The organism is Acrocarpospora sp. B8E8, assembly GCF_039871605.1.
Classification (GTDB): Bacteria; Actinomycetota; Actinomycetes; order Streptosporangiales; family Streptosporangiaceae; genus Acrocarpospora; species Acrocarpospora macrocephala.
In genome coordinates this window covers 14,663-31,960 of the sequence record NZ_JBDPLV010000104.1, presented here as the reverse complement: position 1 = coordinate 31,960, position 17,298 = coordinate 14,663, and the positions used below count along the sequence as shown (strand labels likewise).

Annotated in this window: 16 protein-coding genes; 3 read left to right on the top strand and 13 right to left on the bottom strand. The window is 68.6% G+C overall.

Annotation, left to right across the window (positions count from 1 at the left end; all coding sequences use genetic code 11):
- Positions 1 to 313 precede the first annotated feature (313 nt).
- Positions 314 to 688, bottom strand: coding sequence for a hypothetical protein (locus tag ABGB08_RS49925; protein ID WP_347606073.1), 375 nt, complete (start codon positions 686 to 688; stop codon positions 314 to 316).
- Between the two features lie 169 nt (positions 689 to 857).
- Here ABGB08_RS49925 and ABGB08_RS49920 point away from each other — a divergent pair, with 169 nt between their 5' ends.
- Positions 858 to 1,421 carry an NADAR family protein gene (locus tag ABGB08_RS49920; protein ID WP_347606070.1) on the top strand — a complete coding sequence of 188 codons (564 nt, stop codon included), beginning with the start codon at positions 858 to 860 and terminating at the stop codon, positions 1,419 to 1,421.
- Positions 1,422 to 1,527: 106 nt separating this feature from the next.
- Here ABGB08_RS49920 and ABGB08_RS49915 read toward each other — a convergent pair whose 3' ends face one another.
- Positions 1,528 to 1,998: a hypothetical protein gene (locus ABGB08_RS49915; protein WP_347606067.1), complete on the bottom strand. Its 471-nt coding sequence runs from the start codon at positions 1,996 to 1,998 to the stop codon at positions 1,528 to 1,530.
- A 97-nt stretch (positions 1,999 to 2,095) separates the two neighbouring features.
- Between ABGB08_RS49915 and ABGB08_RS49910 the strand changes: the two genes are divergently transcribed.
- Positions 2,096 to 3,217 carry a hypothetical protein gene (locus ABGB08_RS49910; protein ID WP_347606066.1) on the top strand — a complete coding sequence of 374 codons (1,122 nt, stop codon included), beginning with the start codon at positions 2,096 to 2,098 and terminating at the stop codon, positions 3,215 to 3,217.
- Here ABGB08_RS49910 and ABGB08_RS49905 read toward each other — a convergent pair.
- The gene (locus ABGB08_RS49905) at positions 3,159 to 3,941 is read right to left on the bottom strand and encodes an ankyrin repeat domain-containing protein (RefSeq protein ID WP_347606063.1); all 783 of its coding nucleotides are present in this window, start codon (positions 3,939 to 3,941) and stop codon (positions 3,159 to 3,161) included. The genes ABGB08_RS49910 and ABGB08_RS49905 overlap by 59 nt on opposite strands.
- Positions 3,942 to 4,004: 63 nt before the next feature.
- On the opposite strand from ABGB08_RS49905, the gene ABGB08_RS49900 reads away from it, so the two are divergent.
- Positions 4,005 to 4,367, top strand: a complete 363-nt coding sequence (locus ABGB08_RS49900) for a hypothetical protein (protein ID WP_347606060.1) — start codon at positions 4,005 to 4,007, stop codon at positions 4,365 to 4,367.
- 80 nt (positions 4,368 to 4,447) lie between these two features.
- Here ABGB08_RS49900 and ABGB08_RS49895 read toward each other — a convergent pair whose 3' ends face one another.
- The 10 genes from ABGB08_RS49895 to ABGB08_RS49850 form a co-directional block, all read right to left on the bottom strand.
- Positions 4,448 to 5,008, bottom strand: a complete 561-nt coding sequence (locus tag ABGB08_RS49895) for a response regulator transcription factor (protein ID WP_347606079.1) — start codon at positions 5,006 to 5,008, stop codon at positions 4,448 to 4,450.
- A 320-nt stretch (positions 5,009 to 5,328) separates the two neighbouring features.
- On the bottom strand, positions 5,329 to 6,756 hold the full coding sequence (locus tag ABGB08_RS49890; RefSeq protein WP_347606057.1) for an aldehyde dehydrogenase family protein: 1,428 nt from the start codon (positions 6,754 to 6,756) through the stop codon (positions 5,329 to 5,331).
- Positions 6,757 to 6,786: 30 nt separating this feature from the next.
- Positions 6,787 to 8,337: a GMC oxidoreductase gene (locus tag ABGB08_RS49885; RefSeq protein ID WP_347606054.1), complete on the bottom strand. Its 1,551-nt coding sequence runs from the start codon at positions 8,335 to 8,337 to the stop codon at positions 6,787 to 6,789.
- A gap of 24 nt (positions 8,338 to 8,361) precedes the next feature.
- The gene (gene menC, locus ABGB08_RS49880) at positions 8,362 to 9,489 is read right to left on the bottom strand and encodes an o-succinylbenzoate synthase (RefSeq protein ID WP_347606051.1); all 1,128 of its coding nucleotides are present in this window, start codon (positions 9,487 to 9,489) and stop codon (positions 8,362 to 8,364) included.
- A 2-nt stretch (positions 9,490 to 9,491) separates the two neighbouring features.
- The gene (locus ABGB08_RS49875; protein ID WP_347606048.1) at positions 9,492 to 10,298 is read right to left on the bottom strand and encodes a GNAT family N-acetyltransferase; all 807 of its coding nucleotides are present in this window, start codon (positions 10,296 to 10,298) and stop codon (positions 9,492 to 9,494) included.
- Positions 10,295 to 13,390, bottom strand: a complete 3,096-nt coding sequence (locus ABGB08_RS49870) for a serine hydrolase (RefSeq protein ID WP_347606046.1) — start codon at positions 13,388 to 13,390, stop codon at positions 10,295 to 10,297. Before ABGB08_RS49870 ends, ABGB08_RS49875 begins: the two co-directional genes overlap by 4 nt.
- A gap of 215 nt (positions 13,391 to 13,605) precedes the next feature.
- Positions 13,606 to 14,406: an ATP-binding cassette domain-containing protein gene (locus tag ABGB08_RS49865; RefSeq protein WP_347606043.1), complete on the bottom strand. Its 801-nt coding sequence runs from the start codon at positions 14,404 to 14,406 to the stop codon at positions 13,606 to 13,608.
- Positions 14,403 to 14,573 (bottom strand): hypothetical protein, encoded by a 171-nt coding sequence (locus ABGB08_RS49860; protein WP_347606040.1) that lies wholly within the window; start codon positions 14,571 to 14,573, stop codon positions 14,403 to 14,405. The genes ABGB08_RS49865 and ABGB08_RS49860 overlap by 4 nt, the downstream gene beginning before the upstream one ends.
- Positions 14,574 to 14,732: 159 nt before the next feature.
- Complete coding sequence (locus tag ABGB08_RS49855) at positions 14,733 to 16,274, bottom strand: ATP-binding cassette domain-containing protein (RefSeq protein ID WP_347606038.1); 1,542 nt, start codon at positions 16,272 to 16,274, stop codon at positions 14,733 to 14,735.
- On the bottom strand, positions 16,274 to 17,197 hold the full coding sequence (locus tag ABGB08_RS49850; RefSeq protein WP_347606035.1) for an ABC transporter permease: 924 nt from the start codon (positions 17,195 to 17,197) through the stop codon (positions 16,274 to 16,276). The genes ABGB08_RS49855 and ABGB08_RS49850 overlap by 1 nt, the downstream gene beginning before the upstream one ends.
- Between the last annotated feature and the right edge of the window lie 101 nt (positions 17,198 to 17,298).

Genomic DNA, 17,298 nt, shown 5'->3' with positions numbered 1-17,298 from the left:
CTGCCCTGCCTCTCCGGACTCCGCACCACCACCGGACCGGATGTAGCGGCGCGTTTCCCCTGCCCTGCCTCTCCGGACTCCGCACCACCACCGGACCGGATGTAGCGGCGCGTTTCCCCTGCCCTGCTCGCCAGCAGAGCCGTTCGGTCGAGGCTGCGATCGTCTCGATGTCTACGCTCGCCCAAAGACGCCCAAAGAACACCCAACGTAGTGCCGCAGCCGCTCTTGGCCGGTGCGGTGAGGACCGCCACCTGCGTGAACGGCGCCGGATAACGGCGAGCAAGCCGACGATCTGCTCATGCTGTCAGGTGCGCTAAGGCCAGTTCGATGGCCGCCTTGTGTCCTCCCCGGTTGCCGGATCGGGGAGCCTGCCGGGGAGGGTGATCTCCCAGTTTTCCGGGTCCTGATCTGGGTCGTCGAGTGAGTCGTCGGTCATGACGAGGGCGTACAGGGCGGCCAGGCGGTCGCGCATTACATCCGGCGGGACCGGATCGTGGTCGGACGTCGGGTGATCCGTGGACGTGGGCGCGTTTTCCACCGGCGCCCCCGTCGTGTCACCAGCCTCGAGCGACGTGCGATTCCATCGGAACCGGGCCATCGGTGTCACGTCCTTCGGATCACGTTCTGCGGGAGAGCCGTCATAGAGGAGGCGGGACATCCCGTTCCACTCCGTGCCATCACCTTCCATGTAACGACTGTCGAGTCCTTTCGCGCGGCGAGTAAGCCGACGATCTGCTCATGCTGTCAGGTGCTCTGCGGCCAGTTCGATGGCCGCCTTGTGTCCTCCCCGGTTGCCGGATCGGGGAGCCTGCCGGGGTTGAGGCGTCGGAGAGGTGTTGGTGTGTCAAGGTATGGGCATGTCCGATTCCGCGAGACTGCCCCGTTCTGTTGAGGAAGCGATCGACGCTGAGCGGGCCGGAACGCGCTTGCGTTATCTGTGGTTCTGGGGGCATCGCCCGATGCGCGACGGCAGCGTCGGCGCGGGCTGCCTGAGCCAGTGGTGGCCTGCCGAGTTCACTGAGGACGGCCACGTCTTCCGTACCGCGGAGCACTACATGATGTCCCATAAGGCGTGGCTCTTCGGTGACGAAGCCACGGCCGCCGAGATCCTCGCCGCCGGAACGCCGGGCGAGGCGAAGGCTCTCGGGCGCAAGGTGCGCGCCTTCGACGACGAGGTGTGGACCGCCCAGCGCTATCCGATCGTGGTCCGCGCGAGCATCGCCAAGTTCGGCCAGAACCTCGACCTCAAGGCGTTCCTCCTGGCCACCCATGAACGTGTCCTGGTCGAGGCCAGCCCGCTCGACCGCATCTGGGGCATCGGCCTGGCCGCCAACGACCCCGCCGCCGCGTCCCCCACCACCTGGAAGGGCCTCAACCTCCTCGGCTTCGCCCTGATGGACGCCCGCGACGCGCTGCAATGAACCCGATGAACTCCTGCGCGGGCGGGGCAATGGAGGCTCGCGACGTCCCTTCAAGGAACGGCGACGAACTCCTGTGGTGCCGGGGTGTTTGGTGCGGAGATGCCCTTCAATGAGCGCCGATGAACGCTTCGGCCGGTTCGCGGGTGAGGGATTCGAGGGCGCGGGCCACGGCGATGTCGCTGGATAGGGCCGCGCTCACGACCGGGTCGTGTTCCAGTAGGTAGGCCAGATGGCGGAGGGCGTGTGCGACCACGTTCTCCAGGTGCACATGTTCGGGGGTGGGGGTCGCGGGGGTGGCGCCCCTGGCCAGGCGGACGGTCTCCAGTTCGGTGGCGGGGAGATGCGGGTCGGGATCGGGGCAAATGGCGTAAGTCAGGACGATCTGGCCTTGCGGCCGGTAGCGCCAGCTGGTGGAGTGGACCACCGTGGAGGCGTCGCCGGCGCGGACACCGGCGCCCCGTCGTGCCGCCTGGTCAGGTGATTCACCGCCAAGCGGGGTGAGCAGGCGGCGGTAACGCCACGTTCCGGCGGCATCGACACGAAGTGGCAGCACCTCGACGCTGACCTGATCGTTCACGTACGCCCCCGTGCAGGTGGTGGTTATTGCGAATAGTATGCAGCAACAAACATGTCGCGTCCTAATGTTGATGGGGTCGGGCGAGACGAGCCCCACCATGGTCGAAGTGCACCGCTCCGCCGTGCGGCGGCTCGGCGGCCGGCCCCGGGCGGTCCTGCTCGACACCCCCTACGCGTTCCAGGAGAACGCGGCGGACATATCCGCCCGGGCCTGTGGATACTTCGCGCGGAGCGTGGGGCTGGAGGTCCAGGTCGGGGGAGACGTCGCCACCGCCGACTGGGTGTTCTCCGGGCCCGGCAGTCCGACGTACGCGCTGGATCGCTGGACCGCCTCAGGAACCGCCGCCGACCTGCGGTCCCGGGTGCGGACACGGCACGGCGTGACGGTGCTGGCCTCCGCCGCCGCGTGTACGGCAGGCGTGGTGACCGTACCCGTCTACGAGATCTACAAGGTCGGCGCGGACCCGCACTGGCGCGAAGGGCTGGACCTGCTCAGCGCGCTGGATCTCCAGGTCGTCGTCATCCCGCACTACGACAACGCCGAAGGCGGCACCCACGACACCCGCTTCTGCTACCTCGGGGAGCGCCGCCTGGCCAGGATGGAAGCCGACCTCCCCGACGGCACCGCCGTCCTCGGCATCGACGAGCACACCGCCGCCATCATCGACCTCAGCACCGACCAGGTGCGCATCGCCGGTCGTGGCTCCGTCACCATCCGCCGCCCCGGCACCCGACTCCAACTCCCCGCCGGGACGACCCTGACGATGCCCGAACTCCGCCACCTGACCAGCGGCCACACCACGCTGCCTCCACCACCACCCCCGCCCCCCGAGAGCCCACCCCGGGTCACGCTGGCCGAGCTGACCCAGGCCCACGAGTCCCGCTTCGCCGCCGCGCTGGAGGACAACGACACCGCCACGGCGACCCAGGCCATCCTCGCCCTCGAGTCCGACCTGGTCGCCTGGTCCGCCGACACCGAGGAGGACTCCGGCGGCGTCGCCCAATCCCGCGACACGCTCCGCCACCTGATCACCCAACTCGGCAAGCACGCCGAATCCGCCCACCACCTGACCACACTCACCGAAGCCCTGGTGAACCTCCGCGCCACCCTCCGCCAAGACGGCCGCTACGACCTGGCCGACACCCTCCGCACCACCCTCCTCACCATCGGCATCCACATCGACGACACCCCCACCGGCCCACGCTGGACCAGACGTTGACCCTCACCCGGGGTGTGGGTCGATGGCACCCCGATCGGCTCATACCGGGCCAGACGCTGAGTATCAACTGGCCCAGTCGTGGATCGACGACACCCCAACCGGCTAACTCTGGACCGGACGCCTGGGCATCAATCGGGCCGGGAGTTGGGGTGTGGGGGAGTTCGAGGGCGTGTTCGATGGTGTTGGGTGGATGTCGGGTCGGGGCGCCCGCGGAGACGAGGGCTTCCACGGTGCCGCGGTAGTCGCCGTCCTGGGCGCGGTTGTTGCTCAGGCCCCAGAGGGCGCAGTCGAGCGGGGTCGGGCCTTCGTCGTCGAAGGCGCAGTCGGTCAGGTTCGCGCCGCGAGCGATCAGAAGCTGGACGACCGAAGTGCGGCCGTGCATGGCGGCCTGGTCGAGGGGAGTGAAGTTGCTCCAGCCCCGGGTGTCGACGGCGAGGCCGCTGTCCAGGAGATTCCGGACGATCCCCGCCTGGCCGAGCACGGCGAACTGCCCGAGGATCCAGCCGTAATGTCCGTCATCGGGGATGCCGAGAGCGGGCGGTGGAGCTTCGGGCAGTTCGGTGGACTCACCCCGGGCGACCGCCAGGACCGCGCGGTCGACCGCGTCCAAGTCGGCGGTCGCCCCCCGCGAGGCCAGGAGCTCGTACGCGGCCAGATGCCCGCACCGGGCGGCCAGCGCCAGCGGAAGGCGGCCGACATCCCACCGATCCCACGGGAGATCCACGTCGGCTCCCGCGTCCAGAAGCAGCGTGAGAATGGCGATTCCGCGACCCCGGGCGATCGCGTGGTGAAGGCTACGACATACGTTGACATCCACACCACGGTCGAGAAACCACCGGAGCCCGGCGACATCCTCGAAGTCCAGCTTATGGTGGCGACGATGCTCCGCAGCCCCACCCGCTCGCTCGGGATCCTGCTGCCCCTGCTCTTCCTCGGCTCGCAGGGACTCGGCAACGTCCCGGGAGTGAAGGCATTCACCCAGTACCTCCCGGACCAGGCGGGCATGCTGATCATGCACATCGTCGGCCCACAAGACGACCCACGCCGGGCTCGCGACTACGGACCGTGGACCGGGGTGGGCATCCTCGCGCTCTGGGCCATCGCCGCCCTGCTCGGCGGCCACCAGGTGCTGCACCGCCGCGACGCCTGAGCATGTCGCCGGCTTGCTCACCGTTGTCCGGTGCCGTTCACGCTGGTGGTGGTTCTCGCCGTACCGGTGCCAGGGGCGAGTCATTGGGAGTCCCGGACGAGCAGTGCGGCCTGGACGCGGTTGGCGCAGCCGAGTTTGGCGAGGATCCGGCTGACGTAGGTCTTGATGCTGGTCTCGCTCATGTGCAGCCGCCGGCCGATCTCGGCGTTGGACAGGCCCTCGGCCACCAGATCGAGAACCTCGCCTTCGCGGGAGGTCAGCCCCGCCAGGCGCTGCCGCGCGTCGTCCAGCCGGCGGCTCGCCGGAGGCACCATGCCGAGCACGAGCCGGGTCACCGCCGGGGAGAGATAGGCCTCCCCGGCGTCGGCGGCGCGGACCGCCCGGATGAGCTCATCGGGAGTGCAGTTCTTCAGCACGAACCCGGCGACGCCGTTCCGCAGCGCCTGGCGCACGTTCGCGTCCTGGCCGAAGGCGGTCAGCATCACCACCCGCATGTCCGGTGCGTGCCTGCGCAGTTCGTCCAGCGCGCTCAGGCCGTCCAGCACCGGCATGGTGATGTCCAGCAAGGCCACGTCGACGCGGTGCGCGAGCGCCTTCTCGACCGCCGCCCTGCCGTTGTCCGCCTCGGCGACGACCTCGATGTCCGGCGCCGACTCCGCTGGCGCAGGTGTCAGGGGCGAACGCGGTCTCGGCGCCGGCCCCCGTAACCCCGAGCACCGACATCGCCAGGCATCCCGACGCGGTCATCGCCGCGAGCCTGCCGGAACGTGTGAGCATGTTCTTCCCCCGGGAGAGATCAAGGAACGGATCGCGGGCGGGCACTCCCAGCCCCGTGATCGCATCCTGTCCCGCGGCCCACCGCCGGACATGAGTAGCCCCTACTCATATTCGGCTCTCCGGAGTGGGCCCTTGCTCAGGCCGCCACGACCGGCGCGACCCCCGCCGGGAGCACGGCCCCGTACTACCCGTGGTTCGTGGACGGCGAGTAGAGCATCGACACCGGGCGGGTGGCGGCGTCGAACGACGCCGCTGCCCCGGTCGCACCCATTCCGCTGACCCCCCACGGCTCGTAGACCATGTTGACGCCACCGTGATGCCACTCGTTGATCCACACGAGAGCGGCGTTGATCTCCCTGCAGCGCCGCAGGTTCTCGGGGGTCGAGGAATAGACCGTCGCCGCGAGTCCGAAGCTTGTGGTGTTGGCCAGGTCGATGGCTTCAGCGAAGGAGTCGACCACGGTGACGGGGGCGACCGGCCCGAAGGTCTCCTCTTTCATGATGCGCATGTCCGAGGTGACCTCGGTCAGCACCGTCGCGGGGTAGAAGTATCCGGGCCGGTCTGGTTGCCCGCCACCGCAGAGCAGCGTCGCCCCGCGGTCGACGGCTTCGTGGACGTGGTCGTGCACGATCCTCCTCTGGGTGTCGTCGACCAGTGGTCCCAGGCCCGGGGAGTAGGGGTCGTCGCTCATCGTCCAGCCTTCGGCTTCGGCCACGAGGGCGGCGATGAACTCGTCCGCGACCGCGCGGTGCACGTAGATCCGCTCCGACGACGTGCAGATCTGTCCGCTGTTGAGGAACGTCGACGTCGCGACCGCCTTGGCGGTGGCGGCCACGTCGACGTCGGCGTCGACGAGGACGGGGTCGTTCCCTCCCAGTTCCAGGATCGTTCGCTGAAGGCGCTTGGCCGCGGCGACGGCGACGCTGCGACCCGCCTCGACAGACCCGGTGAAGTGCACCAGCTTGACCGCCTCGTGCTCGGCCAAGGGCTTGCCGGCGCGCGCGTCGCCCAGGAGAAGGTTCATCACGCCTGCCGGAAGGTCGCACAGCTCGACGAGCCGGGCCGCGGACAGCGGCGCCTTCTCCGAGGGCTTGATCACCACTGTGTTGCCGGCGGCGAGCAGGGGGCCGAGGGCTCCCAGGATCGAGGTCACCGTGAAGTTCCAGGGCACGATGAGTGCCAGCACGCCCAGCGGCTCACGGATGACCACCGTCCGTCCGGACTCGCCCGGAGCTGTGACGTCGGCGACGAACGGATAGGACCGCGCCCGCTCGATGCCGAGCCGGAACGAGGCGATTCCGCCCGCGATGAACTGCTCGGCGAGCGGGACAGGCTTGCCCATCTCCCGGTTCTCGAGTTCCGCCAGCTCGCGCACATGCCGTTCGAGGAGGTCGGCGGTGCGGCTCAGCCGGCCGAGGCGGTCCTCGAGGTCGAGCCTCGCCCAGCCCGCGTGCGCGGCCTGCGCCGACTCCACCGCCGCCGCGGCGTCGGCGGCCGATCCGGCCGGAATCAGTGCGACGACCTGTTCGGTGGCCGGGTTGACGACGCTGCGGAGTTCCGGGTCCGCGGCTTCGACCGCGGTGCCGTCGATGATGTTGCTCAGGCGCTTCATCTGCTCGTTCCTTCTGGATCGAAGCCGGCTTCAGTGGAGCCTGCGGGCCATGTGCTCGCCGAACATCACGCAGGCGAGATGGGTGTTGGCGCGTGGGACGAAGGGGAAGACGGAGGCATCGACGACTCGGAGACCCTCGAAACCGAGAACCTCGCACCGGGGGTCGACGACCGTCTCCGGCGCGTTCGGATCTCCCATCCGGCACGTGCTTGTCGCGTGCTGCGTGTCGACCACGCTGGCGCGCAGGTAGTCGCGCAGTCGCCCTGGTGTGTCCAGGGCATCGCGCAGCGACGAATTGACCCGCCAGAGATCGCCGTCGGCGATCTCCGCGAAGCTGGAGTGGGCCACCAGGTCGCCGAGGAGCCTGATGCCCGCTTCCAGGCGGTCGATGTCGCGCTCGTCCGACAACATGTTCAGCGCCACCCGGGGCTGCGTGCTCGGGTCGGCGCTTCGAAGCTTCAGCGTTCCGCGCGAGTAGGTCCGGTTGACGAACACCCCGACGGCGCCGGCGCCGGCGCGCACTTCGGCCGCCGCCATGGCCAGCGCGTTCTGGTTGAGGGCGGCCAGCATCATGTCGTTCCCGCCGGGCACGGTGCCGCTGCTGTAGCGCACGCAGCAGTTCGTGTGCCGGTCGGCGGGGCCGGCCGAGGCCGCTTCGGTGAGCGGGATGCCGATCAGGGCCATCGGATGGTCCTGGAGCCCACGGCCCACCGGCAGATCGGCACGGACCTCAATGCCCAGCCGTCGGAGGTCATCGGCGGGGCCGATGCCCGAGCGCATGAGGATCGAGGGCGAGGCCGTGGCGCCCGCGCTGAGCACGACCTGGTTCGCGTGGAAGGCCGATCCGTTGGCCAGCCGGACGCCGACTGCCCGAGCACGTTCGAAGAGAACCACGTCGACCAGGCTGTCGCCGCGGATGGTGAGGCCCGGGTTGTCGCGACGTGGCTCCAGGTAGGCGTCGTGGCACGAGACCCGTCGACGGTCGATCGAGTTGATGGGGTAGGGAGAGACGCCGGTCGCGCCGGGTGCGTTGACGTCCGGGGCCCACCCGAAACCCGAGGCGAGCGCTGCCGTGCGGAGCGCCTGGTCGACCGAGCCCCACGTGTCGACCGGGGCCCGGTAGACGGGGATCGGGCCGGCGGTGCCGTGGTAGTCCTCGTCGCCGAAGCCGGCGTCGGACTCCAGGGCGACGAAGTCCGCCATGACCTCCGCGGACGACCATCCGGTGCAACCGGAGGCCGCCCACTCGTCGAAGTCCTCGATGGGCGGCCGGATCGCGATCTGCCCGTTCACCGTTGAGCTTCCGCCGAGGCCCTTGCCTCGCCAGTACAGGTAGGGCTCCTGGGCCTCGGTCCTGGTGGCCAGATGCCCGTCCCACAAGAACGCGTTGTAGTCGGAGTTCAGGATCGCGTTCAACGGATTCGGCGACCTCCATGCCTCCGGAAGCTGCGAGGCCGCGTAGTCCCGGCCGGCCTCGAGCAGCAGCACCCGCTGTCCCGCGTCGGCGAGCCGTGCCGCGAGTGCCGAGCCGGACGAGCCCGCTCCGACGACGATGGTGTCGTAGCTGCCTGCTGATCCCATCTGGCCTGATCCTTGGTCTCGTCGCTAGGCGGTGAGGTCGAGCGTGTGAACGGTCATCTCGCCGAGTGCCGCGGAAAGGGGTTCGACGCCGAACCCGGGTCCGCCGGGGATCGACACCGCGCCGTCCTTCATGACGATCGGCTCGGTGATGTCCTGGGCGTAGAACCGATCCGAGCCCGAGATGTCGCCGGGCAGCGTGAAGCCCGGGAGCCCGGCCAGCGCCGCGTTGGCGGCTCGGCCGATGCCGGTTTCGAGCATGCCGCCGCACCAGACCGCGACGCCGTGCGCCAGCGCGAGGTCGTGGATGCGTGCCGCCTCGAGGTATCCCCCCACTCTTCCTGGCTTGATGTTGATGACACTCGCCGCCCCCAGCGCGATCGCGTCGGCGGCGGACCGCGCGTCGACGATCGACTCGTCCAGGCAGATCGGCGTGGTGAGCAGGCCCGCGAGCAGAGCGTGTTGCCGCAGGTCCTCCTCGCCCAGCGGCTGTTCGATCAGCAGCAGATCGAAGGGGTCGAGTCCGCGCAGCAGCCGGGCGTCGGAGAGCCGGTAGGCGGTGTTCGCGTCGACCTGCAGCGCGATGTCGCCGAACCGCTCGCGCACCGCCTTGACCGGCTCGAGGTCCCACCCGGGCTGGATCTTGAGCTTGACGCGCGCGTAACCCTGGTCGACGAAGTCGCCCACCCGGCCGAGCAGGTCGGGAATCGACTTCTCGATGCCGACGCTGACCCCCGAGGGCACCGAGGCGCGGGTCACACCGAGCTGCGCCGCGAACGACATGTTCCGCAGCCGCAGCTGGGCATCCAGGATCGCCATCTCCAGAGCGCCCTTGGCCATGCGGTGGCCGACCACGTGCTCAAGTGCCGCGCCGACCGTCGACGCCGACACGGCGTGACCCGCGGCCTGCCACTCGAACAGCGCGGGCACGAGGAATCGCCGCAGGACCTCTCGTGCTCCCTCAAGGTATTCCGGCGAGTAGAACGGCTCGGCGAGGGCGACGCACTCGCCCCACCCGGTCACGGTGCCGCCGCGGTCCGAGGCCGTGACCCGGATCAGGAGCGGAAGTCGCTCCGTCTGGGTGGAGAACGAGGTGGTGAACGGGTGGATCAGCGGCATCCGGACCGTGATGAGCTCGACACGCTCGATGTGCATTCTCAGGTGCTCCTTGTGAGGCAGTAGTGACCCCGGCGGTCGAAATCGACGACGCCCCAGCCTTCTTCCAGCAGCCCACCCAGCGCCCGTCGCAGCGCGAGCCGCCACGAGATCGCGAGCTCGGGTTCGTGGCGCCGTAGAGCCTCGATGTCCGAGGGGATCTCCACGACGCATCGGGGCAAAGACTCCGCCCGGCCGAGGTCGAGCTGGGGTCGCCGGTCCACGGACCTCAGCACGGCGGGGCCGTGCTCCTTCTCGGCTCGTGAGGGCGCCGTGGCCTGCCCGATGTGCCAGGCCACCATGATCCGGTCGCTGTGCTGGCCCTGGTTGAGCCCGTCACCCATCGGTCCGTAGAAGTCGGGCAGGTAGACCTCGACCTCACAGCCGAGCTTGTGGAGGTTGAAGTACGCATTCCGGGCCACCAGGGGGTCATAGGTCCATGTCACGCGAGTGACACCGCGGGCCAGGCACCAGTCGCGCTGGTGGTGCTTGAGGGCTCTGCCCCATCCTGTGCCCGCCGCGTCTGGTCGCACGCCGGCGATGTGGGAGTGCAGGGCATTCTCCCGGGGCTGGTAGAAGAACCCGACGCAGACCGCCATGAGCTCATGGCCGCGGAAACCACCGGCGACGTAGTTGCCCGCGTGCGCGAACGCCGTGAGGAGCTCCGGGCTGACATGCGACTGGGTGTTTTGGACCTTCCAGATCTGCGCCACGAGCTCGGAGGCGGCAGACATCTCCTCCGGGCGGTGAAGCAGCCGCAACTCCATGGGGGTCGACAGCGGGGTCGAGCTCGGCGCCTGGGTCGTCATTGGCGCTCCTGCCGCAGGAAGCGGTGTCCGTTGTAGGCGCCGCCGGCGACGGGCCGGAGCTGCTCCCACCCCGCGAGCTCAGCAGTGGTGTAGGCGTAGACGCCCGGGATGTTCGAGGCATGCAGCGCGGCGAACTTCGGCTCTGCTGCCGTGCCGTCGCGCAGATGCCCCTTCCGCTCCCACAGTGTCAGTCTGAGACCGTCCGGGTCGGGGGCCACCTCCGCGCGATAGCCAGCGCACTCCCAGGCGCCCTCCAGCGGTTCGGGCGGACGTGTCATGTCGGCCCGGACTCGAACCGGGGGCAGACTGCCGTCGATCGACGACGTGACGTCTGCGAACAGCTCGTAGAAGAGACCATCCGGTTGACCGCCGCTGGTCAGCAACGCCACCGCGTAGTTCGTACCGGGGATCAAGCGCAGGTATGAACGTTGGCCGATCGTGCCGCCGTTATGGCCGTATACGAAGGTTCCCCGCCAGTCCTCGAGGAACCAGCCCAGTCCCCAGCCTTGGAAGGTGGCGACGCTCTGTCTCAGATCGACATGCTCGATGGTCATCAGGCGAGCGCTGTCGGCTGACAGCAGACGAACGCCTTCCCGGGTCACCCCTCCGCGTAGTGACATCTCCGCGAACGTCAGCAGGTCGCCGACGCTCGCCACGATCAGGCCCGCGGGTCCCATGGATCGGGTGATCGACCACTGGGGCACCGGGGCCGACTCGTCGCCGAAGCCGGCGTGGCCGGTCGCCGTGGCGAACTTGGGTGCGTCCTCGCTCAGGGTGATGGTGTGCCGCAGGCCCATCGGCTTGATCAAATAGTGGAGCAGCGCCTCGTCCCACGTCATGTCGCGGAGCACCTCGACGATGCGGCCCGCGACGACGAAGCCGGCATTGCAGTAGGAGAACCTCTCTCCGAGCGGGTGGATGTGGGAGACGGCGGCGAGGTGCTCCACGTACCGCGCGACGCAGTCGTCTCCCCTCCCGGTGTCGGTGAAGACGTCCCCGTCGATGCCGCTGGTGTGGTTGAGCAGCGCCCGTACCGTCACCGAGGGCGACTCGTCATCGGCCAGCCTGAAGTCCGGCAGGATTTCGCGCACGGGAGCGTCGAGATCGAGCAGCCCCTCGTCGACGAGCTGCATGACGAGCATCGTCGTCCAGATCTTCGTGATCGACCCGATCTGAAAGACGGCGTCGTCGATGACAGGTTCCCGGGTCGAGATGTTCAGGACCCCGGAGCTGACCGTGATGCGGTCGAAGACCGTTCCGCTCCGATCGAGCTGTACGATTCCGAGTTGCGCCCCGACGACTCCGTGCCGTTCTCGGAGGAGGTCCAGACGGCGGCGCCAGTAGTGCTCCCCACGTGGGGCCGGCGACAGCGCGGCCGGCCGTGCGGCGGCGCGGGTGTGCAGCTCGACCCATTCCACGACCCGGGCGTGGTAGTCGACGCGGTGATCGACCTCGCCGTCGGCGATGAAGAGGTGGCTGCCTCCTGGATAGGCCACCAGGCGAGTCGGCACACCCTGGATCCGCAGTGCCGAGAACCACTGCTGTGCCTGTCCGATCGGGCAGGTGTTGTCGTTCTCGCCGTGCAGCACGAGCGTGGGTGTCTTCACATGCTCGACGCGTGCGATCGGAGATCTCTCGATGAGCCGGGCCACGTCTGTCGGCGCGGCACCTGCGGTCGCCGAGGCGAAGAAGCCTTCCGGCAGCAGTCGCTGACCGGCGATGGAGGCGAAGTCGCAGATCAGGCCGCCGGCCACCGCGGCCGCGAACCGGTCGGTGTGGGCGGTGAGGGCACAGGTCGCGACGCCGCCGTAGCTGTAGCCGGCGACAGCGAGTCGCTCGGGGTCGGCGATCCCCTCGGCGATCAACTGGTCGATCGGCTCGATGAAGTCCGCCAGATCAGCTCGTCCCCAGCCGCCGTCGACGGCTCGGTAGAACTCCTCGCCGTACCCGTCGGATCCACGGGGGTTGAGCGTGAGGACACGCCACCCGCGTGCGGCGAGGAGCTGTTGGTACAGATGGATCTCGTCGGCCACACCGGCCCAGGCGTTGTGCGGCCCACCGTGGATGTCGAGCAGGAGCGGAGCGGTTCCGGTCGTGTCCGGTGCCGCCATCAGCCACCCGTGGACGACGACGCCATCGCTGATCGTGAACTCTCGTGGCTCCGGTCGACAGAGCTGGACCCCGGGGAGGCTCTCTTCCGTCAGCGAGGTGAGGACCTCGACTTCGCCGGTGGCCAGGTCGACGATCGCGACCTCGGCGAACGACTCAGGAGTGGTCAGGACGATCGCGGCACGGGGTGCCTCGGCGGCCACCGAGAGCGCGGAGACGACCTGATGCGGCTCCGCGACGATCGGCCTGCCCTCTCCGCCATCCGGACCGACCCCGTACAGATGGGTCCAGCCACGGTCACGCAGGCAGAAGACGATCTCGCTGCCGTCGTGGCTTTGGGCCGGGTGGCCACCTGGGTAGCCCGTCGCGCCCGGCAGCACATTGCGGTCCAGCCCAGCCGTGATGTCGGTGTCGGGCCTGCCGTCGCCGTACAGCCGGAGAAGCCGGGCATGGCCTGCCACCATCGCGGGTGATCCCACGGCGAGCAGCGACGCGCCGTCGCGAGCCCACATGACCGGACCGGTCACTCCTGTGGCCTGTCCGAGCACCCGCACCGGAGCGAGCGGGTCGTCGACCTCGACCGCGTAGGCGCGGCGTTCGAGCTCGACGTCCGCGCGGTGGGCCATGGAGGCCGTGAATGCGAGGCGGTCGCCGTCGGGCGACCATGCCGGGCCGTCCGCGTCGTAGTCGCCGTCGGTGACCTGTCTGATCTGCCTGGATCCCAGGTCCATCACGAAGATCTGGCGGCGGACACTGCCGATCCAGCCGATCCCGTCCGCCTTCTGGTCGAGCGTGTCGATGACGATGGGCGCAGCGGCGTCGCCGGGCGCGCGGTTCACGGGTGCGGAGAACGCGACCCGGCGACCGTCCCGGCTGACGGCCGCGGCCCCGGCCCCCAGCGGCAGCTCGGTCAACCGCGTCGGCTCACCCATGTGCGGCAGGAGATGCAACTGCGGGAATCCGTCGACATCGCGCAGGAACATGATCCCCGTTGGGACGATGCGAGGTGCTCGATCCGTCGGCCCGTGGGTCAGCGGCTGTGGCTGAGAATCGCGGGAAACTGCCCACAGCGATGTCTCCGTGCGGTGGTCTGCCGCCTGGCGCCGCGTGAAGACGACCGTTCTTCCATCCGCCGTGATCGCAGTCTCGGGAACGGTGACGACCTGACGGATGTCATCGAGACTGAACTGGCGAGAGTTCATAGAGTGGTTCCTTTGCCGAAGAGAGGGGTGCCGATCCGGGGGACGGCACGGACCAGCTCGCGTGTGTAGGGATGTTTGGGGTGGTCGATCACCTCGGTCGCCGATCCGACCTCGATGACCTCCCCGTTCTTCATGACTGCGACGTCATCGCACAACTGCCTGACTACAGCGAGGTTGTGGCTGATGAAGAGAACCGTCAGATCGAGGTCCTGCTGGACGCGCATCAGAAGATTCAGCACGGTCCCCTGCACCGAGACGTCCAGCGCTGAAGTGATCTCGTCAGCGAGCAGCACCCGGGGCTCGGCGGCAAGCGCCCGCGCGATCGCGACGCGTTGACGTTGACCCCCCGACAACTGCATGGGCAGATCGCCGGCACGGGTCGCGTCGAGCTCGACCATCTCAAGGAGTGTGGCCACCTCGCCGCGCCGGTGAGCGCGATCGCGTCGCGTGGATCTTCCACGCACAGCAAGCGCCTCCTCAATCGAGGCGCCGATGGACATCCTTGGGTTCAGACAGGAGTTAGCGTCCTGGAAGATCATCTGCACGGTGCGGCGAACGGACGCAGCACTCCCCCGGGCACCGACGACATCGGTGCCGTCGACCAGGATGCGGCCCGCATGAGCCTCGTGCAGACCAACGACGGCACGAGCCAGCGTCGACTTGCCCGAACCGGACTCACCCACCAGCCCGACCGTCCGGCCACTCGGCACGTTGAGACTCACCCCACGAACCGCCTGGTGGGCGGCATGTCCGCTTCCATACCTGACTCCCACATTCTCAAAGGCGAGGTCGCTCACACCGACCCCTCCCCTACGGCATCGAGGGGAAATTCAGCATCCTCGGTGATCGTGGCGAACTCGGTGCCCGGGACGGCGTCCATGTGCGGCACCGCTGCCACCAGCGCCCGGGTATAGGGATGCTCCGCGCGTCCGCTCGCGAGATCCTCAGTGCTCAGGCTCTCCACGATGGCTCCTCGGTACATGACCAGGACTCGCGTGCAGAATGACGAGACCAACGAAATATCGTGTGAGACGAACATGACGGCCGTCCCATGCTCACGGTTCACCTTCCGCAAGAGCGCCAAGACTTCCCGCTGCACTGTGACGTCGAGGGCCGTCGTCGGCTAGTCAGCTATGACCAGCGCCGGTTCGCCCATGAGCCCCAGCGCGATCGTGGCTCGTTGCCGCATGCCACCCGAGAACTCGTGGGGATACTGGCGAGCACGGCGAGCGGGGTCAGAGAGCCGTACCGCGGCAAGCCGGTCGACCGCACGCTGACGTGCCTCGCGTCGGCTGAGGCCGCCATGCAGGAGACCAACCTCCGCGACCTGCGTACCGACATGAAGGGCAGGGTTGAGGGAGGTCGAGGGATCTTGGAAGACGAATGCCAGTCGCGTACCGAGCTGGTGGGCCAGCGAATTGGCACGCGGTCCCCCGGGCACCTTGCCCCTGACGACGAGTTCCGTGTCCTCGAACTGGACCGATGACGCCGTCACGTGAAGTGGCTCTTCTAGGAGTGACGCGACCGCCATGCAGGTCAGCGACTTCCCTGAGCCCGACTCACCGACGATGCCGACGATCTCCCCACGACCGATGTCGAAGCTGACGCCACGAACTGGCGTTGCCCATCCATCCCCCCGGGGCGCGTCCACGCGCAGGCCGCGCACCCTGAGCACGGGGTTATCTGCGACCTGCAGGACCGGTGATGCTGCCGTCGAGCTGGGGGCCTGCCGCCGGCGGCGGCCGGAGGGTCGGTGCAACCCGAATGCCCGGGCGAGCACCTCACCGACGAGCGCGAACGTCACGCCGGCGAACACGATGGCAGCGCCCAGACCCAGAGATGGAGCGGGATTCACATAGATAGCTCCCACGCTCTCGTTGAGCATGCGGCCCCAGTCGTAGTCTGGCGCCTGTACGCCGAGGCCCAGGAAGGACAGCCCTGTCGCCGCTACCAGCGCAGTGCCGGCACTGATACTGGCATTGACGATGAGTGGGTCTCGCACGTTGGGCAGGACGTGCCGCACCAGGATCCGCGGTCGGCTGACGCCGAGGACGCGAGCTGCCGCCACGAAGTCGCGCCCGGTCACCGACGCACCGAGGGTCTGAGTAAGCCGAGCGTAGGACGGCGCCATGGCCAGGCCGATCGCCAGTGTGGCACTGGTGGCGCCCACACCGAGCGTGATCGACACGACGATGGCGAGCAGGAGAGCCGGAAAGGCGAGTGCCACGCCGATGGCGCTGTTGGTCAACCGCCCCAGCCACCGAGGCGCGATCGTCGGCAGCAGGCCGATGACCACACCAACGGATACGCCGAGGGCGGCCGCCAGGACGGCGGTCACGATCGAGAGCCGGGTCGCGGTCAGCACCCGCGCGAGAACGTCCCGGCCACCCGCGTCAGTGCCAAGGAGGTGGTCCGCGCTGGGCTTCGCGGACAGCTGGGTCAGATCGGCCTGCCGCGCGACATCGCCCCACAGCACCGGGCCGAACACCGCGAAGAACGCGACCACCATCAGGGCGGCCAGCGCGCCGATGCCGAGGGGAGAGCGCAGGACGGTCAGGAACCTGCGGCGAGACGAGACCGCCATGGGCATCGACACGCCCACCGCCGTTACGGCGGCCGGCCCCGCCAGCGCGGAGTCGGGAGAGGACATGCTTGTCACCGCCATCACGTGTCCTTCAGCGCTGAACGCGGGTCAAGGCAGACCAAGACGATGTCGATCAAGAGGTTGGAGACGAGGACGATCAAGCCGTAGACGATGACGATCCCCTGTGCGAGTGGAAAGTCCTTACTCCGCACCGCGTCCACGATCGTGAGCCCAAGTCCGGGCCACGAAAAAATGGTCTCGATCAGCACCGTGCCCGCAACGAGGGAGCCAAGCACGATTCCGGCAACGGTCAGCGAGGAGGTCACCAGGTTCGGCAGAGCGTGGCGAAAGTACAGGCGCCACCTCGACATGCGCTTCGCACGCGCCGTCCGGATGTAGTCCTGCTCGAATACGGTCAGCGCCTCAACACGGACGATCCTCGAGACGCCCGCAGCGACTCCGATCGACAGTGCCAGGACGGGCAGTACATACGAGCTCAGACCGGCTCGGCCTGCCACGGGCAACACGTGGCTCTGGACGGCGAAGAGGTACACCAGAGCGACTCCCATGAGAAACTCGGGGATGACAGCGAACAGGCCGCTCGCCGAGGTGTAAGCCAGGTCGACGGTGGGTCTGCGGCCACCTCGGGTGAGCGCGGCGACGGCGATGCCGAGCGGGACCGACACCAGGAGCACCATCGCCAGCGACAGGAACGCAAGTTCCAGGGTCGCCGGCAGGCGCTGCTCGATGATCGTGGTCACCGGCTGGTGAAGAGAGAAGGAGTCTCCGAGATCCCACGTGAGCAGCCCCTTCCAGAAGTCCAGGTGCTGCATCCACAGCGGGTCGTTCAGTCCCAAGCTTTCGCGTTGTGCCTCCACGACCGCAGCCGTCGCGTGGATTCCCAGGGCATTGCGAACTGGGTCTCCTGGGATCAGACGGACCATCAGGAAGACAACAGTCACCAGGGTGACCAACGAATACGCGAGCCGTACCAGTCGTCGCACGATGAAGGCCCTTAGCCGCCCGCCTCCGCCTCGGCTCGTTCCGGTCGCGGAATCCGGTCCCGCCCCAGTTCCTGTCAGCAGAGTGGCAGTCGGTTCCGTAG